The organism is Akkermansia sp. (assembly GCF_020860705.1).
Taxonomy (GTDB): domain Bacteria; phylum Verrucomicrobiota; class Verrucomicrobiia; order Verrucomicrobiales; family Akkermansiaceae; genus Akkermansia.
On record NZ_JAJBTT010000026.1, the window covers coordinates 16,474 to 39,893 of the forward strand.

The 23,420-nt window shown below is 57.7% G+C and carries 29 protein-coding genes; 20 read left to right on the plus strand and 9 right to left on the minus strand.

Annotated features, from left to right (window positions below):
• Positions 1-17 precede the first annotated feature (17 nt).
• The 14 genes from fusA to rplN are packed head-to-tail and all read left to right on the plus strand — an operon-like array spanning position 18 to position 8,557.
• Positions 18-2,165: an elongation factor G gene (gene fusA, locus LIO64_RS05435; protein WP_290548432.1), complete on the plus strand. Its 2,148-nt coding sequence runs from the start codon at positions 18-20 to the stop codon at positions 2,163-2,165.
• A 38-nt stretch (positions 2,166-2,203) separates the two neighbouring features.
• Complete coding sequence (rpsJ, locus tag LIO64_RS05440; RefSeq protein WP_022397787.1) at positions 2,204-2,512, plus strand: 30S ribosomal protein S10; 309 nt, start codon at positions 2,204-2,206, stop codon at positions 2,510-2,512.
• 45 nt (positions 2,513-2,557) lie between these two features.
• Entirely contained in the window at positions 2,558-3,193 is a 636-nt protein-coding gene (gene rplC, locus LIO64_RS05445; protein ID WP_290548433.1) for a 50S ribosomal protein L3, read from the plus strand.
• Between the two features lie 40 nt (positions 3,194-3,233).
• Positions 3,234-3,842, plus strand: coding sequence for a 50S ribosomal protein L4 (gene rplD / locus LIO64_RS05450; RefSeq protein ID WP_290548434.1), 609 nt, complete (start codon positions 3,234-3,236; stop codon positions 3,840-3,842).
• 6 nt (positions 3,843-3,848) lie between these two features.
• Positions 3,849-4,133, plus strand: coding sequence for a 50S ribosomal protein L23 (rplW, locus tag LIO64_RS05455; protein WP_022397790.1), 285 nt, complete (start codon positions 3,849-3,851; stop codon positions 4,131-4,133).
• A gap of 27 nt (positions 4,134-4,160) precedes the next feature.
• The gene (gene rplB, locus LIO64_RS05460) at positions 4,161-4,997 is read left to right on the plus strand and encodes a 50S ribosomal protein L2 (RefSeq protein WP_012419358.1); all 837 of its coding nucleotides are present in this window, start codon (positions 4,161-4,163) and stop codon (positions 4,995-4,997) included.
• A gap of 35 nt (positions 4,998-5,032) precedes the next feature.
• Positions 5,033-5,302, plus strand: a complete 270-nt coding sequence (rpsS, locus tag LIO64_RS05465) for a 30S ribosomal protein S19 (RefSeq protein WP_012419357.1) — start codon at positions 5,033-5,035, stop codon at positions 5,300-5,302.
• A gap of 20 nt (positions 5,303-5,322) precedes the next feature.
• Positions 5,323-6,033, plus strand: a complete 711-nt coding sequence (locus LIO64_RS05470) for a hypothetical protein (protein WP_290548435.1) — start codon at positions 5,323-5,325, stop codon at positions 6,031-6,033.
• A 39-nt stretch (positions 6,034-6,072) separates the two neighbouring features.
• Positions 6,073-6,411: a 50S ribosomal protein L22 gene (gene rplV, locus LIO64_RS05475; protein ID WP_022397794.1), complete on the plus strand. Its 339-nt coding sequence runs from the start codon at positions 6,073-6,075 to the stop codon at positions 6,409-6,411.
• 39 nt (positions 6,412-6,450) lie between these two features.
• On the plus strand, positions 6,451-7,140 hold the full coding sequence (gene rpsC, locus LIO64_RS05480) for a 30S ribosomal protein S3 (protein WP_290548436.1): 690 nt from the start codon (positions 6,451-6,453) through the stop codon (positions 7,138-7,140).
• A 51-nt stretch (positions 7,141-7,191) separates the two neighbouring features.
• Positions 7,192-7,614, plus strand: a complete 423-nt coding sequence (gene rplP, locus LIO64_RS05485) for a 50S ribosomal protein L16 (protein WP_022397796.1) — start codon at positions 7,192-7,194, stop codon at positions 7,612-7,614.
• A 14-nt stretch (positions 7,615-7,628) separates the two neighbouring features.
• The gene (rpmC, locus tag LIO64_RS05490; protein ID WP_290548437.1) at positions 7,629-7,832 is read left to right on the plus strand and encodes a 50S ribosomal protein L29; all 204 of its coding nucleotides are present in this window, start codon (positions 7,629-7,631) and stop codon (positions 7,830-7,832) included.
• Between the two features lie 49 nt (positions 7,833-7,881).
• A complete protein-coding gene (gene rpsQ / locus LIO64_RS05495) occupies positions 7,882-8,154 on the plus strand; it encodes a 30S ribosomal protein S17 (RefSeq protein WP_012419351.1) in 273 nt (90 codons plus the stop codon).
• A 37-nt stretch (positions 8,155-8,191) separates the two neighbouring features.
• Positions 8,192-8,557, plus strand: coding sequence for a 50S ribosomal protein L14 (rplN, locus tag LIO64_RS05500; RefSeq protein ID WP_012419350.1), 366 nt, complete (start codon positions 8,192-8,194; stop codon positions 8,555-8,557).
• Between the two features lie 476 nt (positions 8,558-9,033).
• On the opposite strand, the gene LIO64_RS05505 is transcribed toward rplN, so the two are convergent.
• The 4 genes from LIO64_RS05505 to LIO64_RS05520 all read right to left on the minus strand — a co-directional run bounded on the left by LIO64_RS05505 (position 9,034) and on the right by LIO64_RS05520 (position 17,121).
• On the minus strand, positions 9,034-9,891 hold the full coding sequence (locus tag LIO64_RS05505; RefSeq protein WP_290548438.1) for a DUF4332 domain-containing protein: 858 nt from the start codon (positions 9,889-9,891) through the stop codon (positions 9,034-9,036).
• 18 nt (positions 9,892-9,909) lie between these two features.
• Positions 9,910-12,582, minus strand: coding sequence for a valine--tRNA ligase (locus LIO64_RS05510; protein ID WP_290548439.1), 2,673 nt, complete (start codon positions 12,580-12,582; stop codon positions 9,910-9,912).
• Positions 12,583-12,738: 156 nt separating this feature from the next.
• Complete coding sequence (galB, locus tag LIO64_RS05515) at positions 12,739-15,702, minus strand: beta-galactosidase GalB (protein ID WP_290548440.1); 2,964 nt, start codon at positions 15,700-15,702, stop codon at positions 12,739-12,741.
• A gap of 300 nt (positions 15,703-16,002) precedes the next feature.
• Positions 16,003-17,121 carry a peptidylprolyl isomerase gene (locus tag LIO64_RS05520; RefSeq protein WP_290548441.1) on the minus strand — a complete coding sequence of 373 codons (1,119 nt, stop codon included), beginning with the start codon at positions 17,119-17,121 and terminating at the stop codon, positions 16,003-16,005.
• Positions 17,122-17,294: 173 nt separating this feature from the next.
• Here LIO64_RS05520 and LIO64_RS05525 point away from each other — a divergent pair, with 173 nt between their 5' ends.
• The 5 genes from LIO64_RS05525 to LIO64_RS05545 are packed head-to-tail and all read left to right on the plus strand — an operon-like array spanning position 17,295 to position 20,190.
• Positions 17,295-18,020: a UbiA family prenyltransferase gene (locus tag LIO64_RS05525; RefSeq protein WP_290548442.1), complete on the plus strand. Its 726-nt coding sequence runs from the start codon at positions 17,295-17,297 to the stop codon at positions 18,018-18,020.
• A 55-nt stretch (positions 18,021-18,075) separates the two neighbouring features.
• Positions 18,076-18,726: a MotA/TolQ/ExbB proton channel family protein gene (locus LIO64_RS05530; protein ID WP_290548443.1), complete on the plus strand. Its 651-nt coding sequence runs from the start codon at positions 18,076-18,078 to the stop codon at positions 18,724-18,726.
• A 26-nt stretch (positions 18,727-18,752) separates the two neighbouring features.
• Entirely contained in the window at positions 18,753-19,187 is a 435-nt protein-coding gene (locus LIO64_RS05535) for a hypothetical protein (protein ID WP_290548444.1), read from the plus strand.
• Positions 19,188-19,207: 20 nt separating this feature from the next.
• On the plus strand, positions 19,208-19,972 hold the full coding sequence (locus tag LIO64_RS05540; RefSeq protein ID WP_290548445.1) for a hypothetical protein: 765 nt from the start codon (positions 19,208-19,210) through the stop codon (positions 19,970-19,972).
• On the plus strand, positions 19,969-20,190 hold the full coding sequence (locus LIO64_RS05545; RefSeq protein ID WP_290548446.1) for a hypothetical protein: 222 nt from the start codon (positions 19,969-19,971) through the stop codon (positions 20,188-20,190). Before LIO64_RS05540 ends, LIO64_RS05545 begins: the two co-directional genes overlap by 4 nt.
• Before the next feature lie 39 nt (positions 20,191-20,229).
• On the opposite strand, the gene LIO64_RS05550 is transcribed toward LIO64_RS05545, so the two are convergent.
• From LIO64_RS05550 to LIO64_RS05565, 4 genes are all read right to left on the minus strand, one after another.
• Positions 20,230-20,673 carry a hypothetical protein gene (locus LIO64_RS05550; RefSeq protein WP_290548447.1) on the minus strand — a complete coding sequence of 148 codons (444 nt, stop codon included), beginning with the start codon at positions 20,671-20,673 and terminating at the stop codon, positions 20,230-20,232.
• 14 nt (positions 20,674-20,687) lie between these two features.
• Positions 20,688-20,951, minus strand: coding sequence for a hypothetical protein (locus LIO64_RS05555; protein ID WP_290548448.1), 264 nt, complete (start codon positions 20,949-20,951; stop codon positions 20,688-20,690).
• A gap of 79 nt (positions 20,952-21,030) precedes the next feature.
• The gene (locus LIO64_RS05560; protein WP_290548449.1) at positions 21,031-21,663 is read right to left on the minus strand and encodes a hypothetical protein; all 633 of its coding nucleotides are present in this window, start codon (positions 21,661-21,663) and stop codon (positions 21,031-21,033) included.
• Positions 21,664-21,772: 109 nt separating this feature from the next.
• Complete coding sequence (locus LIO64_RS05565) at positions 21,773-22,114, minus strand: HU family DNA-binding protein (protein WP_306419612.1); 342 nt, start codon at positions 22,112-22,114, stop codon at positions 21,773-21,775.
• 180 nt (positions 22,115-22,294) lie between these two features.
• Between LIO64_RS05565 and rnhC the strand changes: the two genes are divergently transcribed.
• The gene (gene rnhC, locus LIO64_RS05570; RefSeq protein WP_290548450.1) at positions 22,295-23,182 is read left to right on the plus strand and encodes a ribonuclease HIII; all 888 of its coding nucleotides are present in this window, start codon (positions 22,295-22,297) and stop codon (positions 23,180-23,182) included.
• A gap of 1 nt (position 23,183) precedes the next feature.
• Here rnhC and LIO64_RS05575 read toward each other — a convergent pair.
• Positions 23,184-23,420, minus strand: a 237-nt coding sequence (locus LIO64_RS05575; RefSeq protein ID WP_290548451.1) for an RlpA-like double-psi beta-barrel domain-containing protein, incomplete at its 5' end; no start/stop codon positions are given.

Below are 23,420 nucleotides of genomic sequence, written 5' to 3' on the forward strand. Positions count from 1 at the left end.
GATACTTTCCAGACACTATGTCCGATCACGTAAACAATCCCAACCGCAAGGCTCCCCTTGAGCGCTACCGTAACATCGGTATCTCCGCTCACATTGACGCCGGCAAAACCACTTTGTCCGAGCGTATTCTTTTCTACACCGGCATGATCCACAAGATCGGTGAAACCCATGACGGTTCCACCACGACTGACTGGATGGAGCAGGAACGCGAACGCGGTATCACCATTACTTCCGCTGCCGTTACCACCAACTGGAAGCAGGTGAAGAATGAAGGTATCAGCAAAATGTTCGAAGGCGAAAACTTCCAGCTGAACATTATTGACACCCCCGGGCACGTTGACTTCACCGCTGAAGTGGAACGTTCCCTCCGCGTGCTTGACGGCGCCATCGTGGTATTCTGCGGTGTGGCCGGCGTGCAGCCCCAGACGGAAACCGTGTGGCGCCAGGCCACCAAGTACAGCGTTCCCCGCATGTGCTTTGTGAACAAGATGGACCGCACCGGTGCCAACTTCAATAACGTGCTGGACGACATCCACAACAAGCTGGGTGCCAACGCAGCTGCCATTCTGATCCCCATCGGCGCTGAAGACCAGCTCCGCGGCCAGATTGACGTGGTGAACCAGAAGGCTGTCATGTATGCTGACAACGACCGTCTGGGCTCCACCTACACGGTTGAGGAAATCCCCGCCGAACTCAAGGAAGAAGCCGAACTGGCCTACCATGAACTGGTGAGCCGCGTGGCCGATGTGGACGACGAACTTGCTGAAAAGGTTCTCATGGAAGAACCCTTCACCGCCAAGGAACTCAAGGAAGCCATCCGCCGCGCCACCATCACCAACAAGTTTATCCCCGTTGCCGGCGGTTCCGCTTTCAAGAACAAGGGCGTCCAGTTCCTGCTTGACGCCGTGGTGGATTACCTTCCCTCTCCGGTGGAAACCGTTCCCGCCCATGCTGAAAGCACGCTGGATGCGGAAGAAACCTTCAAGATCACTGCTACGGACGATGCCAAGCCCATGGTGCTGGCATTCAAGCTCTGGGCTGACAAGTTCGTCGGCAAGCTCGTGTTCATCCGCGTTTACGCCGGCGTTCTCAAGAAGGGTGACACCGTGTACAATCCCCGCACCCGCAAAACGGAACGCGTGGGCCGCATCATTCAGATCCAGGCTGACCAGCACACGGACATTGATGCCGTGTACTCCGGCGACATCGCCGCTATTGTGGGCCTGCGCAACGTGACCACGGGCGATACCATTACCAGCCCGGACAACGATATCTGCCTGGAACCCCCCACCTTCCCGGAAACCGTTATTTCCATGGCCGTGGAACCCAAGACCAAGGCCGACCAGGAAAAAATGTCCAACGCTTTGGGCCGTCTGTCTGAAGAAGACCCGACCTTCCGCGTGAAGACCGATGAAGAAACCGGTCAGACTCTGATTTCCGGCATGGGTGAGCTTCATCTGGAAATCATCATTGACCGCCTGATGCGCGAATTCAAGGTGGAAGCCGACATCGGCAAGCCCCAGATCGCCTACCGCGAAACCATCACGACCGCCGCTCATGGCGACGGCAAGCTGGTTAAGCAGTCCGGCGGCCGCGGCCAGTACGGTCACGTGGTTATCGACGTGAAGCCGAACGAACGCGGCAAGGGCCTCACCATTGAAAACAAGATCGTGGGCGGCGCCATTCCGAAGGAATACATGAACGCCGTTTATGCCGGTCTCAATGAAGCCATGACCACGGGCGTCATCGCCGGTTATCCAGTGGTTGACGTGCATGTTGAAGTGGTGGACGGTTCCTACCACGAAGTGGACTCCAACGAAAACGCGTTCAAGATGGCTGCCATCTTCGCCATGAAGGATGCCTTCAAGAAGGCCAAGCCCATCATGCTGGAACCCATCATGTCCGTTGAAGCTTCCACGCCGACCGATTACCAGGGCGACATCATGGGTGACCTGAACCGCCGCCGCGGTCAGATCAGCAGCATGGAAAACAAGGCCAACGCCTGTATCCTGAAGGCCATGGTTCCCTTGTCCGAAATGTTCGGTTATTCCACCGCTATCCGTACCCTTTCCAGTGGCCGTGCCTCCTACTCCATGGAGCCCTCCCACTTTGAACAGGTGCCTCAGAACCTCGTTGACCAGATCGTCAGCGATAAGGCTAAATAAACAAAACCTTTGAAGTATAACCAATAGACCGCACGTCCATGCAAAGTCCAAAAATCCGCATTCGACTCCGCGCTTTCGACTCCCGCGCTATCGACCGCTCCTCCCAGGAGATCGTTGAAACCGCCAAGCGCACCGGAGCCAAAGTTCACGGCCCGATCCCGTTGCCGACCCGCATTGAAAAATTCTCCGTGAACCGTTCCGTTCACGTCAACAAGAAGTCGGCTGAACAGTTTGAAATCCGCACCCACAAGCGCCTGCTCGACATCGTCGATCCGACCGCCCGCACGATTGATGAGCTCAAGAAGCTCAATCTCCCGGCCGGTGTGGACATCACGATCCGCATCTAGTTTGGTACCCGGATAAGTAATTAAAAAACAGAAAGACACACTACAATGGCTCTAGGACTTATCGGAAAAAAGGTCGGCATGACCCGCCTGTTTGACCAGGAATCCGGCGCTATGGTGCCCGTAACCGTCATCGACGTAAAGGGCAACACCTTCGCCCAGATCAAAACGGAAGACAAGGATGGCTACAATGCCGTGCAGATCGCTTTTGATTCCCAGAAGGAAAGCCGCGTGGCCAAACCTCAGGCCGGCCACTTCAAAAAGCTGGGTATCCAGCCTACCAAGCTCCTCAAGGAATTCCGCGTGGAAGCTTCCGAACTGCCTGCTGAAGGCGCAGAACATCCCGGCGTGACCCTCTTTGCCGACGGCCAGTGGGTTGACGTGATCGGCACTTCCAAGGGCAAAGGCTTCCAGGGCGCGATGCGCCGCCACAACTTCCACGGCTCTCCCGCCGCCCACGGTTCCATGATGCACCGCCGTACCGGTGGTGTGGGTGGCTGTTCCACCCCCGGCCGCGTCTGGAAGAACCAGAAGATGCCCGGACAGATGGGCAATGACAAGCGCACGGTGCAGAACCTGAAGGTTGTGGCCGTACGTCCGGAAGACAACGTCATCCTTATCTCCGGCGCTGTTCCCGGTGCACGCGGTTCCTACCTCGTGATCCGCCCCGCCAAGAAGAAGTAGGCTTTAGCTAACCTCACATTGATTATAGGAAAACCTATCTATGTCCGCAAATACCTTTACATTAGAAGCCGCCGCTGCTGCCAACATCCAGCTTGTAGGCAGTGACAAGGGCTCCCAGGCTGTGCATGACCTCATCGTGGCCTACCAGGCAAACCGCCGCACCGGTTCCGCCAACTCCAAGACCCGTGCCGAAGTCAGCGGCAACAACAAGAAGATCTTCCGCCAGAAGGGCACCGGTAACGCCCGTCACGGCGACAAGCGCGCTCCCATCTTTGTGGGCGGCGGCGTGGTCTTCGGTCCCCGCCCCTGCGACTACACCAAGAAGGTGAACAAGAGCACCCGCCGTCTGGCCCTGCGCCGCGTGCTGGGCGACCTCATTGCCGCTTCCAAGGTCAGCACCGTTTCCGAGTTCTCCGTGGCTGACGGCAAGACCAAGTCCTTCATCAAGGCCGTCAAGGATCTGACGGACGCCCGGAAGGTACTTATCGTGGCCGCCTCCTTTGACGAATCCACCTATCTTGCCGGCCGCAACGTCCAGGAAGTTCTCCTGATGACCGCCGCGGAAGTGAACATTGAACAGCTCATGAACGCTGATGCAGTGATTCTCGTTGACAACGCTTTAGAAACCCTCGCCAGCCGTACTGCTTAAGAAGCCATGAAAGACATTTACCAAGTCATCAAGAAGGTGCGCATCAGCGAAAAGGCCACCATGCTCCAGGAAACCACTGGCGAGCTGGTCCTTGAAGTTGACCGTGACGCCAACAAAATCGAAATCAAAAAGGCTGTCGAAGTTGCTTTCGGCAAAAAGGTCGCTTCCGTGCGCACCGCCAACTATGACGGCAAGCTCAAGCGTCAGCGCCGCGCTGATGCAGGTCGCACCGCTCATTGGAAAAAAGCTTACATCAAGCTCGCCAACGGTGAAACCCTTGACCTCGTTTAAAGCCCCCTATTAGGAAGGAAAGCTATCATGTCCCTCAAGTCATTCAAGCCAGTTACTCCCTCTAACCGCTACAAGGTGTGGCCGTCCTTTGACGAAATCACCACCTCCACCCCGGAAAAGAGTCTCTGCAGACCCCTCAAGAAATCCGGCGGCCGCAACAACAACGGCCGCATCACCACCCGCCACATCGGCGGTGGCCACAAGCGCAAGTATCGCCTGGTGGACTTCAAGCGCAACAAGTTTGACGTGCCCGCCACCGTGCTTACCATCGAATACGATCCCAACCGCACCTGCCGCATCGCCCTGATCGAATACAAGGACGGTGAAAAGTCCTACATCCTGGCCCCCACGGGTCTCCAGGTAGGCATGAAGGTGGAAAGCGGCCAGAAGGTTGCTCCCAAGGTTGGCAACGCCATGCCCTTGAAGAACGTTCCCCTGGGTACGTCCGTTCACAACATTGAAATCCGTCCGGGTTCCGGCGGCAAGGTTGCCCGTGCAGCCGGTCAGCAGGCCATCGTTTCCAACCGTGAAGCGGGTTATGCGCTGATCAAGATGCCCTCCGGTGAAATCCGCCGCTTCAATGAAGATTGCTACTGCACCATCGGCCAGGTGGGCAACACCCAGCACATGAACGAAATGTCCGGCAAGGCCGGCCGCACCCGCTGGATGGGCGTCCGTCCTACCGTGCGCGGTATGACGATGAACCCCGTCGACCACCCGAACGGTGGTGGTGAAGGTAAGTCCAAGTCCGGTGGTGGCCGTCAGCACCTCAAGTCTCCGTGGGGCCATGTCAAGGGCCAGAAGACCCGCCGTCTCCGCAAGCCCAGCGACTCCGTCATCGTACAGCGCCGCAACGCCAAGTAACCAATACACAATAACTTTAACTAGGATCATATAACATGGGACGTTCTCTCAAAAAAGGCCCTTTTGTCAGTCAAAAGCTTCTCGCCAAGATCGACGCTCAGCTTGAATCCGGTGACCGCAAGCCGATCAAGACCTGGAGCCGCGCATCCATGATTACGCCTGACTTCGTCGGTCTGACCTTCCTGGTGCACGCCGGCAAGAACTTTGCCACCGTGTACGTCACGGAAAACATGGTAGGCCACAAGCTTGGTGAATTTGCCCCGACTCGTGTCTTCAAACAGCACGGCGGTATCGGTAAGAAGTAATCAGTAAGTTAACAATCAACATGTCGAACTCTTCTTCCATCCTTGCCTACTCCCTCACCACCCTTGTCGGGCTGGGCGGGGTGCTGCAGGGAGCGGAAGAAGATACGGCGGCACTGACGCGCAGAATCGAGCGTCTCGAAAAGCAGAATGCGGCCCTCAAGGCATCCTATGTCCAGGCCCGCAGCGACGCCGACAAGGCGGCCGCCCAGCTGGTGGACATCCGTTCCCGGCTGGAAGCTTTGGGAGGTGCGGCGCTAGGTAATAGTGAGGAACGCCTGATTCAGGCGGTGGCAGACATCGAAAGTCTCAATGACCGCATCCAGCGGCTGGAACAGGCGTCTGTCAAGCTCTCCGGAGCCATCCTCGCCTACATGAAACAAGCCATATCCGAGGACGCAAACGCCAGGACGGCCGTAGAGAGTTCTCTGCGCCTGCTGGAATCCGTTCTGGGATACAGGCAACAGCCCGTGCGAGATGGCGCGGGAACCCTGGCGGAAGCCAAGGTGCTCAGCATTGATTCCGAATCCGGAGTCGTGGTACTGAACGCCGGCAAGACGGCAGGGATGCAAATCGGGATGCCTATACAGATAGCCCGTGGAGCACAAACCATCGGAGAAGCCGTGGTCACGGACGTCCGCAAGGAAGTGTGTGGCGCGCTTGTTCAGAAACTTGTGGCGCCTGCCGATCCGGTTCGCGTCGGAGATTCTGCCTCAGTAAGAACCAACGACTAAATCATCTTCATCAATAACCTGCACTACGAGGAAAAACCCATGGAAGTGAAAGCTGTTTACAAATACGCCCGCATCTCTGCTAAGAAGATGCGCGATATTGCTCAAGAAATTCAAGGCTTGTCCGTCTCCCAGGCGACCGACATCCTGTCCTACACCCCCAAGAAGGGTGCCTACCTGCTGAATAAAACGCTCAAGTCCGCCTTGGCCAACGCCGAGAACAATGCGGAACTGTCCGTTGACACGCTGGTAGTCAAGTCCGTCATGGTCGATGAAGGCCCCACCATGCGCCGCACGATGCCCCGCGCCCGTGGATCCGCCAACATGATCCGCAAGCGCACATCCCATATTACCGTTGTACTGGCCGACCAAGAAGGCTAAGTCATTCCAATCTAACACACATATAGCTGAACTAATATCATGGGTCAGAAAGTAAATCCAATCGGGTTCCGCCTCGCCGTCAACAAGGACTGGCGCTCCAAGTGGTACGCCACGGGCCAGGATTACGCCACCAAGCTGCATGAAGACTTGGTGATGCGCAAGTACATCAAGGAACAGTTGATGTCCGCCGCCGTTTCCAGCATCGTGATTGAACGCGCCTGGAACAGCGTCCGCATTACCGTCCATACCGCCCGTCCGGGTCTTGTCATCGGCCGCAAGGGTGAAGAAATTGAAAAGATCCGCCAGTACCTTCAGGACCTGTGCGGCGCTTCCACCCAGGTCAACATTGACATCGTGGAAATCCGCTCCCCTGAAACGGACGCCCAGCTCATCGCTGAAAACGTGGCCGTCCAGCTGGAACGACGCGTTTCCTTCCGCCGCGCCATGAAGCGCGCCGTGCAGGTAGCCATGGAACGTGGCGCCGACGGTATCCGCATCCGTTGCGCAGGCCGTCTCGGCGGCGCCGATATCGCCCGTGCCGAATGGTACCGCGAAGGCAAAGTGCCGTTGCAGACGCTCCGCACTCCGATTGACTACGGTTTTGCCGAAGCCCGCACCCTGTACGGCATCATCGGCGTGAAATGCTGGGTCAATAAGCGCGATGAAGTCGTCTCCCAGCAGAATTCCCGCCCGTCCGGCCCCCGTGGTCCCCGTCGTCCGCGTGCCTGACACAGCCGCCATCACATTGTTCATCACACTTAACACAAGGAGGAATAAGATATGCCTTTAATGCCCAAGAGAGTGAAGCACCGCAAGATGCACCGCGGCAGCCGTTCCGGCAATGCCACCAGCGGTACGTATGTTGCCTTTGGTGACTTCGGCCTTCAGGTGCTCGACCGCGGTTGGATCACCAACAACCAGATTGAAGCCTGCCGTATTGCGATCAACCGTTACCTGAAACGTAAAGGTAAGGTGTTCATCCGCATTTTCCCGCAGAAGTCTTTTACATCCCGTCCCCCGGATACACGTATGGGTAAGGGTAAAGGCGCCGTGGAAGGCTGGGTGGCCGTTGTCCGCCCCGGCAACATTCTGTTTGAAGTTGGCGGCGTGACTGAATCCCAGGCACGGGAAGCCCTTCGTCTGGCTTCCAACAAGCTGGGCGTGCCGACCCGCTTCGTTTATCGTCAAGGCGTTCAACACTAAAGTTACTCATCACCATGTCCGATAAGAACTCCGCCAAAGAACTTCGTGCTATGTCCGCCAAGGAGCTTTCCGCTCTGGTGCGCAGCCTTCGTGAAGAACTCTTCAATCTCCGTCTCCAGCAGGCCACCGGCCAGCTGGAAAACAACCAGAGAATCCGCACTGTCCGCAAGGACCTTGCCCGCGCCCTTACCATCAAGGGTGAAACCGGGGAAGCCTAAGCTGAGGATTTCCGGTAACAACAGAACATTCTAACACTTTTAGAATCCAATGTCCGAACAAACCGAAACAACCAAGAAGCCTGGCCTTCGCAAGACGCGCGTCGGCGTGGTGACCTCCACCAAGATGGACAAGACCATCGTCGTGGAATACGTTGCCCGCGTTCCGCACCCCAAGTTCAAGAAGATCGTCAAGAAGAGCAAGAAGTTCTATGCTCATGACGAAAACTCCACGGCCAAGGTAGGCGATAAGGTACGTATCGTTGAAACCCGCCCGCTTTCCAAGCTCAAGTGCTGGGAACTGGTGGAAGTGCTTACCCACTAATCAGGAATCAACCAATAACTAAAGGAGATTTGATACCATGATCCAGATGGAATCCCTAGTCCAGGTGGCTGACAATACCGGTGCCCGCTCCGCCAAGATGATTGGCGTTATCGGCAAGCGCACCCGTCAGGCCCACATTGGCGATATTATTACCTGCCACATCCGTGAATCCATTCCTACCGCTTCCGTGAAGAAGGGTACTGTGGTGAAGGCCGTAGTGGTGCGCACCGCCGCCCCGATCCGCCGTGATGACGGCTCCGTACTCCGCTTTGACGGCAACGCCGTCGTCATCATTGACAAGGATAACAACCCGCGCGGTACCCGTATCTTCGGGCCGGTCGCCCGTGAACTCCGTGAAAAGAAGTTCATGAAGATTGTTTCCCTTGCTCCGGAAGTGCTTTAATTGAGGCATCTCAGGATTTTGAAACGCCGTCCTCTGAAGAAGAGGGCGGCGTTTTTTATGCCGTTTTTCCTCATATGGACAGGGAGTGAGAGATGGCTCTTGTTGCAGGAAAACATCTGTTCTACATGGTCCCGGCCGGGGCGCTGGCGGTGGGACCCGTCCATAGGATGGAAGTATTCAGGCCCTTCCTTGAAGCTGTGCGGAGCAGGAAGAAGCCCTTGTAAGGACATCCCGTTCCGGCTCCGGATGGTGAAGTGAGGAGCGGAGGAAGAACCTCTGGAAGCGACTGCCGGAGATTATTTAAAGGCCAGGGCAGGAAGAAAGGTTGATTTGCCTGAATCCGGATTGGAGGCGAGGGTCCGGAGACGGGAGATGCCCTCTATTTGCCACGCTTGTCTATGCCGATGCTGAGGCGGGTGAATTACCTTCACTAGGGACTGCTCGCAGATGCGGGCTGCACAGGATGCAGTGCAAGGTTAGTGCTTCTCCTGATTGGCGTGGGGTTTTTCCAGTTGCTGGGATGAGCCGCAGGCCGGGCACCGGAACCAGCGGAAGAGGAATATATGCAGAGCCGTGGCAAATACGTAGCCGAACAGGGGGATGTGGTGCGCCGCCTTGTTGCGGGTATATCTTTTAAAGGAGAAGATGTGGGTCCGGCAGACGCTGCATTTCCTCGGCAGGGACAGGGAAAGGAACAGGACCAGTGCCAGGAGCCAGGGGCCAAAGCAGAGGCTGATGATTTGCCACCCCCGTTCTCCGTTGAGAAGTACGAGGGAAGTGACGGCAATGGAGAAGAGGATGGAGATGAAGAGGAGAAGGACGGAGGCGGCGCCCAGCCACGTCCGGAAAGGGGTCATATGCTTGATTCCCTTTTTGCGCAGGTAGGTTTTTGGTTCCTGCCGGGCAGGGTTGCGTTTGGCCGGGCGGTAGCTTTGTTCTTCCTGAAGTCTGGCCTTGGTAGAGAGGTGCTTCACCGGGCCGTCGGAAGGGGAGCGTTTTTCCCTGACAGTACCCGGTACACGGGGAGCTGCCTCGGTAGGAGTATCCGGTTCGTCCACGAGAGTGGCAAGCGGAAGAGGTTCATCCGCATGGACGGCAAAGGCTGCCGGATCCGGTGCGGTGGGCGATACAAGGGCCTGGGCTACCCATCCCTTGAAGACGGGGGCCGGGGGAATTTCCGTCTTTAGTTGCAACATCCGTTTTGCCTGATGAAGTTCAGGCAAAACGGTGGAAGGGTCAGCGGAAGCGAGTTGTTCAAGAGTACGTATGCCAACCGCTTCCAGCAATTCAAGGAATTGCTCACGGCCAGCAAAGTACTGTTGAAGGGAATTCATTTCCGGAAGAATAGATGATTAGGAAAGAGAATCAAGCATCCCTTTCAGCTGGGCCTGTTTTGTTTCCCAATCCGCCAGGCGGGCTTTTTCCTGTTCCACGACTTCCGCCGGAGCTCTTTCCACAAAGCCGGGATTGCCCAGCTTGGCGGAGGATTTGGCGATTTCCCTGGCAATTTTATCCAGTTCCCTTCCCAGGCGTTCCTTTTCAGCTTCCACGTCAATGAGTCCTTCCAGGGGAAGGAAGAGTTCTCCCAGGGGCGTGAGGGCCGCTGGCGTTCCCTTGGGGGCGGAGTAGGCCGCATCCCGGGTGACGGATTTGGCATTCGCCAGGATGGACAGCCGGGAGAGGATGTCCTGCGGGACGTCATGAGCGGTTTTCAGAATGAAACTGACGTTTTTGTTGTTGGAAAGGTCATATTCCGCTTTGAGGTTCCGGGCCTTGTTGGCCGTTTCATAGAGGGCGGCCGCCTGGCTGTTAGCCTGTGTGATGCGGTTTTCATCCAGTCCCGCCAGGAGGCTGTCCGCCGGGGGAAGCGGGGTGCGCATGAGCGGCATGCCGCCATGGGCGTCCGCAAACCCCAGGGAGGCCCAGAGTTCTTCCGTAATGTGCGGCATGACCGGATGCAGCAGGGCCAGGTAGTGCCGGAGAACCGTGTCCATGGTGGTGAGCGTGCCCGCCCGCGCCGCAGGGTCTGCTCCGTCCCTCAGGTCGCCCTTGATCGCTTCCAGGAAGCGGTCGCAGTATTCATTCCAGAAGAATTGGTACAAGGCCTGGATGAGGGCGTTGAATTCATAGTCCGCCAGCGCTTTTTCCACATCCGCGTGAAGCTGTTTGAGCTTGGAGATGATGGCGATGTGCACGGACGAGTAATGCGGCGCAATTCCTTCCTCCACCGCTCCCTGCATCAGGCGGAAGCGCGTGGCGTTATAAAGCTTGTTGGCAAAGTTCCTGCCTTCCCCGATCTGGTTTTCATCAAAGCGGACGTCCGTGCCCGTGGGGGCGATGCGCATGAGGCCGAAGCGGAGGCCATCCGCACCGTAGTTGGCAATCAGATCCAGCGGGTCCGGGGAATTGCCCAGGGATTTGCTCATTTTGCGCCCTATCTTGTCGCGGATGATGGAGGTAAAGAAGACGTTGCTGAACGGCTTGTCATGCTGGAAGCGGTATCCGGCCATGATCATGCGGGCCACCCAGAAGAAGATGATGTCCGGTCCCGTGACGAGGTCCGTGGTGGGATAGAATTTGGCGCGGGTTTCGTCATCCATGGTGGCGAAGGGCCACAGCCAGGAGGAGAACCACGTGTCCATCACGTCGCTGTCCTGAATCCAGTTTTCCGGATCTGCGGGCGGCGTGGTCCCCACATAAAGGGAGCCTTCTTCCAGAGCGGAGGCGTCCAGGGCCGGAGCGTTCCGGAGTTCTTCAGCCTTGTCCTTCCGGTACCAGACGGGGATGCGGTGTCCCCACCAGAGCTGGCGGGAGATGCACCAGTCCTGGATGTTTTCCAGCCAGTGGGCATAGGTTTTCGCCCAGCGGGCCGGGCGGAAGGTGATGTCTCCGCTGGCTACGGCGTTCGCCGCCTCCTTCACGCAGGGGTATTTGAGGAACCATTGCATGGAGAGGCGCGGTTCAATAGGAATGTTGGCGCGTTCGGAGAAGCCCACCTTGTTGTCATAGTCTTCAATCTTGACCATGAGTCCGGCGGCTTCCAGCATTTCCACGGATTTCAGGCGTGCGTCAAAGCGGTCCATGCCGTGCAGTTCCGGCACTTCCGGGCAGTTGACATGACCGTCCGGGGTAAGGATGTCGATGATTTCCAGGTTGAATTTCTGGCCTATTTCAAAGTCGGCCTTGTCATGGGCCGGGGTGATTTTCAGGGCTCCTGTGCCGAATTCGATTTCCACGTATTCATCCCCGATGATGGGAATGGGGGTGGAGTTCAGCGGACGCATCACTTTTTTCCCGATGAGATGGGCGTACCGCGGGTCCCTGGGGTTTACGGCTACGGCTACGTCCGCCATGATGGTTTCCGGCCGGGTCGTGGCCACGTGAAGGGCTCCGGAGCCGTCTTCCAGCTTGTACAGGACGGTGTAAAGCTTGCTTTTCTGCTCCGTCATGATGACTTCCTCATCGGAAAGGGCGGTGAGGGAAACGGGGCACCAGTTGACCATGCGGCGGCCGCGGTAGATGAGGCCTTCCCGGAAGAGGTCAATGAAGACCTGCCCGACGGCCCTGGTGTATTCCTCATCCATCGTGAAACGCTCGCGGTCCCAGTCACAGGAGCAGCCCAGCTTGTGGAGCTGGTTGATGATGATGCCGCCGTGTTTTTCCTTCCATTCCCAGACTTTTTCCAGAAAGGCCTCACGGCCCAGGTCATGGCGGCTCTGTCCCGTCGTTTGCTTGAGGTCCTTTTCCACCCGTACCTGCGTGGCGATTCCGGCGTGGTCCGTACCGGGCAGCCACAGGGCTTCATATCCCTTCTGGCGCGCGCGGCGCACCAGGATGTCCTGGATGGTGTTGTTCAGCACATGGCCCAGGTGGAGCACTCCCGTGACGTTGGGGGGAGGGATGACAACGGAGTAGGCAGGCTTTTCAGAAGCCGGGTCAGCCTTGAAACAACCTTCTTCAATCCAGCGGGATTGCCATTTTTCTTCCACTAGGGACGGATCATATGCTTTGGGCAGATCAGACATGGGCAAAAGGGTACCATAAAGTTTTTTTCTTTCAATCCCTACCTGTCCGGGAAAGGGAGGAAATACCGGCTCTTTCCGCCCCGGCAGCGGAGGCATGAAAAAGCCGCCGGATCCCTGGCGGGAACCGGCGGCCGGAGCGGATGCAATGTTCCGGATTTATTTGACCGTCACGGTCGTCTGGGCCGGTTTGAGTCCGTTGGAAATGACCTGGAGCGTCACTTTTCCGGATTCGCCCTTGCGGGAACGCAGGACAACCTGGGCCAGGCCGTTGAAGGCCTTGATTTTCATGATGTTTTTGTTTTCCGGATTCGCCATGGTGGTGAAGTCCGTGGGATCTCCGTTGCAGATGCCGGCGATGTCCGCGGGACCGCTTACCTTGAAGGTGAGCTGGTTCTTGCTGCGGGGCACCATGCGGCCCTGAGCGTCGCGGACGGCCACGGTGACGTAGGAGAGGTCATAGCCGTCTCCCTTGATTTCACTGCGGTCCGGCTTGAGGGTGAGGGCCGCCGGTTTTCCGGTGGTGGTTACCGTATCCGTGGCCCAGGCCTTGCCGTCTTTTTTGGCGACGACCTTGAGGGTTCCGGGCGCGTATTTCACGTCTTCCCACACCAGGCGGTAGCGGTCCTTTTCTCCGGTGCCCTTTTTACGGACGCCCAGGGATTTCCCGTTCAGGAAGAGTTCCGCTTCATCCCCGCTGGTGTAGACATGCACGGGCGTTACCTGTCCCTTGCGTTCCGGCCAGTTCCAGTGCGGCAGGATGTGGGCCATCTTGACATCCGGCCTCCAGTGGGCCTGGTAGATGTAGAAGCGGTCCTTCTTGAAGCCGCACAGGTCCACGATGCCGAAGTAGGAGCTGCGGGAAGGTGCGCGGTTGCCCAGCTTTTTGAGCTCCGCCATCAGTTTGTCGCGTTCCGGTCCTTCCGGCACGTTCAGGGCGTTGGTAGCGTCCAGATTGTACGGGGTGGGTTCTCCCAGGTAGTCAAAGCCCGTCCACACGTATTCGCCCGCGCTGTTGGGGTTATCGTCCTGGGCGGCGAATTCCACGTCCGGGCGGTAGGCCCAGCCGGGAGCGTACAAGTCATAGGAGCTGACCTGGTAGAGGTAGAAGCCCTTGCTCTTGTTCCAGTCCACGGGGAAGAAGTATTCTCCGCGGGTGCTGACGCATGAGGAGGTTTCACTGGCGTAGAAGGGCTGGGTCGGGCGGTCCTTGGAAAAGGCCTTGTACGCCCAGGGCTTGTAGTTGTAGCCGTAGACGTCCAGGGTATCTCCGAAGCCGTTCCGGGCGGCGCCTGCGTCATTGCAGCCCGCCGTCACCTTGCGGGTGGGGTCTTCCCGGTGGAAGAGGTCCGTAAGGTTCTGGGAGACGCTGTGCAGGTTCTTGTTGCCCTGTTCCGGTACTTCGTTGCCCGTGCTCCAGGCGATGACGCTGGGGTGGTTGCGGTCCCGGTGGCAGAAGTTGACCAGGTCGCGTTCATGCCATTCGTCAAAGAAGTTGTGGTAGTCCTGCCCCTTTTTGGCGCTGTGCCACATGTCAAAGAGTTCGTCGATGACCAGGATGCCCATCTTATCGCACAGGTCCAGCACTTCCGGCGCGGGAGGGTTGTGGGACGTGCGGATGGAGTTGACGCCGAATTCCTTCAGGATTTCAATCTGGCGTTCATAGCCGCGCGTGTGGGCTGCGCCCCCCAGGGGGCCCAGGTCATGGTGCTGGCAGACGCCCTTGAGCTGGACGCGCTCTCCGTTGAGGTAGAATCCCGTGGGCTTCCATTCAATGGTGCGTACGCCGAAGTTCGTGAGCTTCTGGTCGATGACCTTGTCATCCAGCTTGACCGTGGTCTTCATCTTGTACAGATGGGGGGCCTGGAGCGTCCACAGGGTGGGGTTCTTGAGCGTCAGCGTGCTGGTGACCTTGCCCTTTTCCCCGGCGGGAATGGCTTCCCCCTTGGTGGTGGCGGTGGCCACTACCTTGTCGCCATCCAGGATTTCTTCCGTAACGGTCGGGGTAACGGATTTGTCCGTGGTGTTTTTCACCGTGGTGTCTACTTCCACCTTGGCGGCGGATTTGGTGATTTCCGGAGTTTTGACGAAGACGCCCCAGTGTTCAATGTGAACGGGGTTGGACTCCGTGAGCCATACGTGGCGGTGAATGCCGCCGCCCGGGTACCAGCGGGAGGAGTTGGGAGGATTGTCCACCCTCACGGCAATGGTGTTTTTCTGCCCGAATTTCAGGAAAGGCGTGATGTCCACGCGGAAGGAGCCGTATCCGTATTTCCATTCTCCGGCCAGGTCTCCGTTCACGTAGATTTTCGGGCGGGACATCACACCGTCAAAGTCCAGATAGAATTGGTTGCCCTTGGCGTCCGCAGGAACTTCCAGCGTTTTGCGGTACCAGCCGATGCCGTCCCACGGGAGCTTGCCTGTTTCATTGGGAAGGTCCATGCGGAACGGGCCTTCCACACCCCAGTCATGGGGCAGGTTCAGGGAGCGCCAGTTTTTGTCGTTGAAACCGGGGCTGGAGGGATGATCCGCCTTGCTGGCTCCGGCTGCCGCCTGCGGGCGAATGATTTCTCCCTTGTCGTCTTTGAAGGTGATTTCACGGATGCTGGCCCAGTTGCTCTGGTTGTTGCCCGTGACGGTAATGCGGAAGTAGCGGGGCTTGCCGGTCTTGTTTTCAACCGTGTCTTCCTTGGAGTCGTTTTGTCCGGAAGTTTTGTCTTCAATGGTCGTCCAGCGTTTTCCATCACCGGAACCTTCCAGCTTGAAAAGATGGTTGTTCTGTTTTTCCCACAGAATGCTGACGGTTTTCACGTCTACGGGGCGTCCCATGTCCACGGTGATTTTTTCCCCGCTTTTGCCGCCGTTGGCACACCAGCGGGTGGACTTGTCCCCGTCCACGGCATTATCCGCCGGATTGCCGGATTCTTCACTGGTGGCAGTGGCGAATCCCATGGCTTTCCCCGGTTCCGGCTGCGTGCTGCCATCCGGCATTTTCCCGAAACGGGCAAATTTCCAGTTCCAGTCAAGACTCTCCGTCTTGGTGGCGTCCAGGGGCGCCGCCATGAGGCTGGCGATGCTGAACGCAGTAATGCAGAGGGTCGTGCGTGTAATGTTGGTGAACATATCTGTAGTATTACGACTGGAAATCTGCGATCTTGCAAGATTTTTATTCAGCAGGACACGGTTTCTGCACGCATTCCGCCCGCCGCCTTTCACGTATCCGGCGGGATGACTTGCCGCCGCCGGACAGGTATGTATGAAGCCGTCTTCCGGAAATCGGGCTGATCCGGGAGGCTCCCCGGTTGTAAAGAGTGAACGGATGGTTCGGTTGATGGACAGGAACCGGGGGGGTGAAAGAGGAAATGCCGGACCGGCCTTGTTGAATCAGGCCGGTCCGGCAAAGGGGGGAAGGGGAGGGATGAGTTAGATGTATACCTTGACGATGGCTTTGTTCCGGAGGCGTTCCACCCATTTTTTATAGCGTTCGTTGCTGCGCTTGTTGCGCGCCATCATGTCAATCTGCTCCTTGATGGCGGAAAGAGGAGGCGGGGGCGCCAGTTCCTTTTTTTCCACCAGTACGATGGTGAAGCCGGTGGCATCCACCAGCGGCCCGATGATTTCGCCGGGCTGCGCGCCAAAGATGATGGCGGCGGATTCCGGGGAGAGCGTGGAGCGTTCCGTAACGGGCCAGTCACCGCCCTTTTCCGCGTACAGGTCCTTGGAGTAGCGCTTGGCCATCTCTTCAAAGGTAGCGTTTTTGGATTTGATTTCCTTGGCGATGAGTTCCGCCAGGTTGAGCTGCACTTCCGGCGTGGAGGCGGAGTCGTCCCCCAGCATGGGGATAAAGATTTTCTTGAATTTGATCTTGTCCTTGGTCAGGTCCCGGTACAGTTCCTTGGTGGCCTCGTATTCCTGCCGTATTTCTTCCGGGGTGGGCGGGATTTCCTGATCGTACTTGGAGGCGCGCATGATCTGGACCTGAAGCTGTTTTTTCGTCATTTCCCGGAAGGCGCGGATGGTCATGCCGGAGAGGTTCAGGTTTTTCAGGAAGGCGGAACGGTCGCCGTTGAAGGTGGTCAGGATGGTACGGTTGATTTCCTGGTCAATCAGGGAGTCGCGGATGACGCCGCCCATGCCTTCAAATTCGTTGCGGAGCAGTTCGCGTTCCACCAGGTCTTCAATGATGTTTTTTTTCGCCAGTGCCAGCTGCTTGTAAAATTCGGGCCCCTGCTTGGGGTACTGGGCCGCCAGCTGGGCGCCGATGGGCATGAGCCGCACGCTGACTTCATTGGCCGTGATGGGGCGTCCGTTGACGGTGGCCGCTATCCGGTTGACGATGCGCTGCGGCTGGATGCGGGAGACCGGGGCTTCATTCGGTGAAATGCGCTTGGAGTCGTCCGGGCGCACCGTTTCCCTTCCTTCATCCCCATGGAGCTGGACGGACCGGGGCAGGGAGGCCCGTGAATCCACGATGCTTTGTCCCTGTGCAGATAAAGTCATGGTGCAGATGAGAAGCGCCTGGATGTGGGTCCTGATATTCATGGAGAAAAAAGAAGTTTTAATGCCTCCGGATGATAGGGGACAGCCCTGCAAAGACAATCTATTTCTAGGTATGTATGGACAGCGCCCTTTACGGAGGGGAGGATGGTTCCCGCTCTTCTGCTGACTGTGGATGTTCTTGGTAAATGACGTTTTTCCCTATATAGTGCGCGGCGATGCATGAATGCCGTTTATTGCAGGGAGTGGTCCGTTCCTCCCGTCCGGCCAATATTCCCACGCTGTTTACCAATGCGGCGGCGGCCTGGGCCGCTGTCGGGGGAATGGAGCTGCCGCCTGCCTGGTTGTACGCAGGCGTGGTGCTGATGGGGCTGTGTTTTTATTTATACGGCATGTGGGAGAATGACCGTGTGGATGCCCGGTGGGATGCTTCCCGCTATCCGGACCGTCCCGTGCCGTGCGGCGCCGTCAGCGTATCCGTGCTGAGGCTGCTTTCCCTGTTGGCCGGGCTGTCCGGGCTGGTGCTGAATATGGCGCTGGGCGGGGAGTTTGCGGCGGGCGCTTTTCTGCTGATCGTCATTTCCCTGTACAATGTGTTCCACAAGATGTGGAGCGGGTCCATTCTCCTGATGGGGCTGTGCCGCGGGCTGTGGGTTCTGGCCGCGGGGCTGGTGTTTACCCATGCGGCAGGGGAATCCTCGCTGCCGGCGGCTCTGGCATGGTATGCCTTTGGCCTGTTTGCGTTCACGTGCGTGATTTCCCTGGTGGCCCGTCGGGAGGCGGGAAGGCCCCGGGTTCAGGCGGCCGTGGGGCTGCTGCTTTCCGGCATGTGCCTGTTTGATGCGGTATGGCTGTTGTTCCTGGGATCCTGGCTGTGGATTGGCGCCGTTCTGCTCTGGGCCGGAACGCGGCTGCTGCAGAGGCTCGGCTGCCGGGCAACATAGGTTTGGATTGAATTTACATGGAAAATATGCATCATCTAACGAGAGAAAGTGGGTTATGAATGAATTGATCATCAAAATAGGGCCGTTGTTCTGGGTTTTGAGCGTTCTGGCCGTGTATGCGCTGGCGGTCGTCGCGGAGCGGATTTTATATTTCCACAGGATTCAGATTAATACCGGAGATTTTTTAAGGGGCATTTCCAAGCTGGTGAACGCGGGCAAGACGGATGAAGCCCGGCATGAGGCTTCCATCCTGCCGGGTCCGGCCGCCCGCGTGGTTTCCTCCGTGCTGGCGCACGCCGGACTGGGGCGTGAAGAGCTCCGCACCGTGGCGGAGGATTCCGTGCAGATGGAGGTGTTTCAGATTGAGAAAAATATCCGCGGCCTGCTGGTAGTGGCCACGGTGAGCCCGCTGATCGGCGTGCTTGGGACCATTCAGGGGCTGGTGGGTTTTTATTCCCAGCCGGGACTTCTGGAAGGGAAGGCTCCCACCCTCGCTATGTCGGATGCCGTTTACCAGGCCCTGCTGAGTTCCGCCCTGGGGCTGAGCATTGCGATTCCCGCTTATTTGTTTTATTCCTACCTGGCTTCCCGTTCCCGCCAGATCGTGCATTCCCTGGAACGGGCCGGCACGGAGGCCGTCTGCCTGGTGTGCGACGCCCGCCGGAGGCGTGAGGAGGGAGAGAAGATGACCGGCCGGGGAGTGTGAGAATGCAACAAGGAAGGAGATAAGGCGTGCAGATCAAGACCCGCTCAACGTTGCCCACCGGGGCGTTTTTCATGCAGGTGGTTGTCCTGCTGGATCTGGTTGTCCTGGTCTGTGTGCTGACCATCATGACTTCCCGCGTGGGGATGGCGTACGGGTATGAGGTGAAGGCCCCTTCCTCCCGTTTCCTGATGAATATTGTGGGGGATGTAGAGTTTATTTCCGTTACGGCCGGCGACCAGCCCGCTTTTTACATCGGGAACCGCCTGATTGAGGGCGGCCTGCCCGGCGTTTCCGCGGAGCTGGACCGGCTTTCCCGGAAGCATGAAGGGAATGACAGCGGACGCATGAGCATTGCCCTGCGGCTGGATTCCGCCGTTTCCCGCGCCCTGGAACAGCAGTTGGTGGACATGGTGCTCGCCAAGGGCATGACGTGCTATATTGCCGCAGAGCCTGCGGATTGATCTTTTTTCCATTCTGCCGCATGAAGCTGAACAAGAAAAGCCGCGCCAAGATTTTCGACCTCCATCTGGGGTTGACGTTTGACTGGCGGGACACCGGCATTTTGCGCTGGCGCATTCTGCTGTGGATGCTTTTGTTCGGCGTTTGTGCCGCCGTTGCCGCCATGTTCATCCATGTGGACGTGCCGGGAGTCCGCAGGACGGCGGACCAGCCGGGAGCCGTTATTCTGCTGCCTGCGGATAATCCGCGCCTGCACCAGTATGTGCTGCGCAATACACCCCTGCCGGTAAGAGGCCCCGTCTGGGCTGATCCGGTGACGGCCGGGCCGATTGGGGAAACGGGCATCACGCTGCCTTCCCTGCGTTCGGCGGATACGCCTCTTCTGCCGCTTCCTCCCGTCTCCGTGCCCACCGTAGCGGACCAGGTCTGGAGCATGTGGCAATATCCGGACTTTCATATACGCGCCATGATGAATCCTTCCCTGGATGTTTCCGGCACGTGCATACCCTACCTGTCTTTCTGTTCCCCTGGCCTGGACGGAGAGATTGTAACGTCCGGCTCTCTGTCCGGTTTTTCCAGAAGCGAGGACCACACGGGGTTGAGAAGCGAGTTTTTCGTGGTGGTGGACGTCTGGGGCGTGCCTTCCCAGGTGCTGCTGCTGGAGTCTTCCGGAAGCATTGGGGCGGATGAATCCGCCATGCGTTTTGCCCGGTCCCTGCGCTGGACCCCGTCCCGGGAGTCGCGGAGCGGCACCATGTCCATTGAATGGAAGGAGGAGGAATCATGAGCATGTCCCTCCATGATTTTTTACTGCGTCTGTTCCTGCTGGCGGCCGGGTGTTTTTGCGCCGTGGTGTTCGTCTGCCTGGCAACGGGCCTGGTGCGGTCTTTCCTGGACCGGAGGCGCAAGTTCCGGTGCCGTATTTGCGGGTTCCGGTTTTATGCGGGGAAGGAGAACCCCCCTGCGGAATGCCCGCATTGCGGCGCAGCCAACAGGAAGTGCTGAAAGCTCCGTACGGCAGACCGCGCAGGGCGGCGGGAGGGATTAATAAATCCGGAGGGATTCTTCATCAATGGGCAGTGAATCCATGCCCAGGTCTTCCGCGCCGTGCGTTCCCATTTCTTCCCGCACATAAATGACGTCCACCCGGCTGCTCTTGCCTTCACCGGAACGGTAGCGGATGCGCGGTTCCCTGATGACGACGGTATTGCCGCCCATGGCTGCCGCCTCCCTGGTGAAGTAGTCGATCAATTCCTTGTCTTCCATGGAGACATGGACAATGCGCCCTTCGGGACCATTGAAATGCCCCACATTAGTGTATTCCCCCATGGGATATTCATCAATAACCAGAACTTCATTCTGATGGATGGGCGCCCGCGGCGGACCGGAAGTGACCGGGGTCCACGCATTGGGACCTGAAGGGGAGGAACAGGCTGCAATCAGACTTGTGATCAGGCAGAAGGCCGGACTGAAAAAGGGCGCTTTCATGGGTTGTCCTGCCGTCAATAATCGGCAGGAGGCACAAAAATGCAACGGTAAACTTCGTTGCCGTCATGAAAGATTTGCACCATGACACGCTCCGGCGTTCTTTTGACGCAATAGGAGTCATGTTCCTCCGGAATGGGGGGCGCATAGCGGCGCGTGTTGCGGCGCGCAAAGACATGCTGGCGGAATACTCCCACGACGGCATGATTGCTCATTTTGACAATGGTGTAGTAATCGCTGGTAGGAAGGGTGATGGAAGGTGGAACGTCTTTGGCACTCACGGGCGGGATTATAGAGGGCGGCTGAAAACAATGTCGAACCTGAAATGTGGCATGGGATCACGTCCGGAGCGGCAAGGCGCTAGTCCGTCCGTCCCATCATTTCCCGGGTTTCCTGGATGGTGCGCGCCTGGGCCTGCCGCGCGCTCATCATGGTGGGCTGTTCAAAGCTCTGGCGCTTGGTTTCAATGTCCCGGTTGACGGTACGGCCGAGGTGTTTGTCCGCCTCCTTCCAGGAGCGGCCCTGAAGCTCTGATTGCTGGGTGGCGTATTGCTTGGAGGCATCCTGCCAGGACTGAGTGTTCACACCTTTGGCATGGGCGATGAAATCCGGGGTTTCCATCTTTCCGTCCGTGAAGGATTTGACGCCGTCCCATTTCTTGGTTTCAAATTGGGTGGAGGCACCGTCAAACTTCTTTTTTTCAAAGGCGGTGGTTTCAAAAGCTTTTTTTTCAAATTGGGAGGTGTCGCCGTTGTACCGGAGCCCTTCAAAGGAACTCCGCTTCTGGGAGACCATGGTGGTGTTGCCTTCCTTGTCCGTCTGCTGGCCGAAGCCGCCGGCGAATTTTGCCTCCAGGGCATCCATCAGCTCCGCATCCGTTTTTTCGGAATCCGGGCGTTGTTTGGGCTGCATGCTTGTCGTCACCGTACGTTCTGTAGCGCAGGAGCAGAGTCCTGCGGCGGCGATCAGGAGAATGTGCTGTATCCGGAACATGCTCACGGTTCCCTATATTCCCGATTGCCGGGCAAATTGCAAACAAAAAGGCGTCTCCATCGTTGAATGGAGACGCCCGGGGGGGTAAGTTGTCTGGTTCCTGCGGGGATTACTTGGAGGCGGTCAGCTTGGCGACCTGGTCCTTCAGTTCCTTGCCAACCTTGAATTTGACGACGGAACGGGCCGGGATCGGCACATCCTGGTCAGGATTTTTAGGATTGCGGCCTACCTTGGGCTTCACTTCCTTCACCTGGAAGGTTCCGAAGTTGCGAATCACCACACGGTCACCTTCTGCAAGTGTGCTGGAGATAATGTCCACGGCACGCTGTACGATGTCGAACACTTCAATCTGGGTGAAGTTGGTTTCGGCGCTGATCTTGTTAACGAGGTCTCGTTTTGTTAATGTTTTAGCCATATGGAGTGCAGAATGATATGAATGTATGAGTTTTATAGTTCAGCGTTCGTGATTTGTCTCCTAAAAAATCATATAATCCGTGGCATGCTTGATTTTTGCGTCCGTAACCGCGTGATGCGAGGATTTTGCTTGACCGGAACGGTTTGAATGCTTCCATTATTTCCCGCCGGATGTTCCGGCGCCGGGAAAGAGCATATGCGCACCACGTTTACAACCATGCTGACTGACGCTCAGGCCGGAAGGCTTGAGGCCATTCTTGAGGGGAAGGGGTTTGAAAAAAGAGAGGTTCCTTATGCGCGTTTTTCCTTTGCCGGACCTTCCCTGCTGGTGACGGTTTACGAGAAGAAAAACAAGCTTCTTCTCCAGGGAAAGGGAACGGATGATTTTATAGAGTTTACCCTGGAGCCGCAGGTCACCGGCATCCTGTCCCTGCCGGAGGGGGCGGAAGAGGAAGACGGGAAGACAGGGGCCCATTTCGGCATTGATGAAAGCGGCAAGGGGGATTACTTCGGCCCCCTGGTGGTGGCCGGGGTTTATGTGGACGGCAGCATCGGCGCCGCGCTGCGCAAGCTGGGCGTCTGCGACAGCAAGCTGGTGAGTTCTTCCGCCAGGATCCGTTCCCTGGCGGAGGGGATACGCAGGGTGCCCGGCATCCGGTTCCATCTGGTGAGCATCGGTCCGGAACGGTACAACCAGCTTTATGCGGAGTTCAAGAATTTGAACCGTTTTCTGGCCTGGGGCCATGCCACGGTGATTGAGGGCCTGGCAGCCAAGGTGCCGGCCTGCCCCATGGCGTTGAGTGACCAGTTTGCCAATCCGTTTGTTTTAAAAAGGGCGCTGGCGGCCAAAAAACTGTCCATCCGGCTGGAACAGCGTGTCCGGGCGGAGAGTGACGTGGCGGTGGCCGCCGCCTCCATTTTGGCGCGTGAACGCTTTGTGAACTGGATGGATGCCGCGGGAGAAGCCGCGGGCATGAAGCTGCCGCTGGGCGCTTCCTCCCAGGTGGTGAAAGCCGGCCGCCAGCTGGTGGCCCTGCATGGGGAGGAGATGCTGCCCAAGGTGGCCAAGATGCATTTCAAGACCACGCAGAACGTGCTGAAATGAATCAGGCCGGCGTGGCGTAGGGAGGCGCTTTCCGCTTCCATTTTCCGTCTCCCACGGAGAGGACGGTAATTCTGACCCTGTCCAGCCCGTGATGCTTCATGTCCAGCCGTTCTGCGGCTTTTTCACTCAAGTCAATGATGCGGTTTTTGATGAAGGGGCCCCGGTCGTTGACCCTTACTTTGACGCTTTTCCCCGTGCGCAGGGATTGGACGAGCACCTCGCATGGGAGGGGCAGGGG

What these genes read in the sequence shown, in the direction of transcription:
- rplP (WP_022397796.1), top strand. Translation starts at nt 7,192, where the DNA reads ATGCCTTTAATGCCCAAGAGAGTGAAGCACCGCAAGATGCACCGCGGC.
- LIO64_RS05540 (WP_290548445.1), top strand. Translation starts at nt 19,208, where the DNA reads ATGAAGCTGAACAAGAAAAGCCGCGCCAAGATTTTCGACCTCCATCTG.
- LIO64_RS05510 (WP_290548439.1), bottom strand. Translation starts at nt 12,582, where the DNA reads ATGTCTGATCTGCCCAAAGCATATGATCCGTCCCTAGTGGAAGAAAAA.
- LIO64_RS05525 (WP_290548442.1), top strand. Translation starts at nt 17,295, where the DNA reads ATGCATGAATGCCGTTTATTGCAGGGAGTGGTCCGTTCCTCCCGTCCG.
- LIO64_RS05505 (WP_290548438.1), bottom strand. Translation starts at nt 9,891, where the DNA reads ATGAATTCCCTTCAACAGTACTTTGCTGGCCGTGAGCAATTCCTTGAA.
- LIO64_RS05550 (WP_290548447.1), bottom strand. Translation starts at nt 20,673, where the DNA reads ATGAAAGCGCCCTTTTTCAGTCCGGCCTTCTGCCTGATCACAAGTCTG.
- LIO64_RS05520 (WP_290548441.1), bottom strand. Translation starts at nt 17,121, where the DNA reads ATGAATATCAGGACCCACATCCAGGCGCTTCTCATCTGCACCATGACT.
- rplB (WP_012419358.1), top strand. Translation starts at nt 4,161, where the DNA reads ATGTCCCTCAAGTCATTCAAGCCAGTTACTCCCTCTAACCGCTACAAG.
- LIO64_RS05530 (WP_290548443.1), top strand. Translation starts at nt 18,076, where the DNA reads ATGAATGAATTGATCATCAAAATAGGGCCGTTGTTCTGGGTTTTGAGC.
- rplN (WP_012419350.1), top strand. Translation starts at nt 8,192, where the DNA reads ATGATCCAGATGGAATCCCTAGTCCAGGTGGCTGACAATACCGGTGCC.
- LIO64_RS05560 (WP_290548449.1), bottom strand. Translation starts at nt 21,663, where the DNA reads ATGTTCCGGATACAGCACATTCTCCTGATCGCCGCCGCAGGACTCTGC.
- rpsJ (WP_022397787.1), top strand. Translation starts at nt 2,204, where the DNA reads ATGCAAAGTCCAAAAATCCGCATTCGACTCCGCGCTTTCGACTCCCGC.
- rpsQ (WP_012419351.1), top strand. Translation starts at nt 7,882, where the DNA reads ATGTCCGAACAAACCGAAACAACCAAGAAGCCTGGCCTTCGCAAGACG.
- rpsC (WP_290548436.1), top strand. Translation starts at nt 6,451, where the DNA reads ATGGGTCAGAAAGTAAATCCAATCGGGTTCCGCCTCGCCGTCAACAAG.
- rplD (WP_290548434.1), top strand. Translation starts at nt 3,234, where the DNA reads ATGTCCGCAAATACCTTTACATTAGAAGCCGCCGCTGCTGCCAACATC.
- LIO64_RS05545 (WP_290548446.1), top strand. Translation starts at nt 19,969, where the DNA reads ATGAGCATGTCCCTCCATGATTTTTTACTGCGTCTGTTCCTGCTGGCG.
- rnhC (WP_290548450.1), top strand. Translation starts at nt 22,295, where the DNA reads ATGCTGACTGACGCTCAGGCCGGAAGGCTTGAGGCCATTCTTGAGGGG.
- rplC (WP_290548433.1), top strand. Translation starts at nt 2,558, where the DNA reads ATGGCTCTAGGACTTATCGGAAAAAAGGTCGGCATGACCCGCCTGTTT.
- galB (WP_290548440.1), bottom strand. Translation starts at nt 15,702, where the DNA reads ATGTTCACCAACATTACACGCACGACCCTCTGCATTACTGCGTTCAGC.
- rpsS (WP_012419357.1), top strand. Translation starts at nt 5,033, where the DNA reads ATGGGACGTTCTCTCAAAAAAGGCCCTTTTGTCAGTCAAAAGCTTCTC.
- LIO64_RS05470 (WP_290548435.1), top strand. Translation starts at nt 5,323, where the DNA reads ATGTCGAACTCTTCTTCCATCCTTGCCTACTCCCTCACCACCCTTGTC.
- rplW (WP_022397790.1), top strand. Translation starts at nt 3,849, where the DNA reads ATGAAAGACATTTACCAAGTCATCAAGAAGGTGCGCATCAGCGAAAAG.
- rpmC (WP_290548437.1), top strand. Translation starts at nt 7,629, where the DNA reads ATGTCCGATAAGAACTCCGCCAAAGAACTTCGTGCTATGTCCGCCAAG.
- rplV (WP_022397794.1), top strand. Translation starts at nt 6,073, where the DNA reads ATGGAAGTGAAAGCTGTTTACAAATACGCCCGCATCTCTGCTAAGAAG.
- fusA (WP_290548432.1), top strand. Translation starts at nt 18, where the DNA reads ATGTCCGATCACGTAAACAATCCCAACCGCAAGGCTCCCCTTGAGCGC.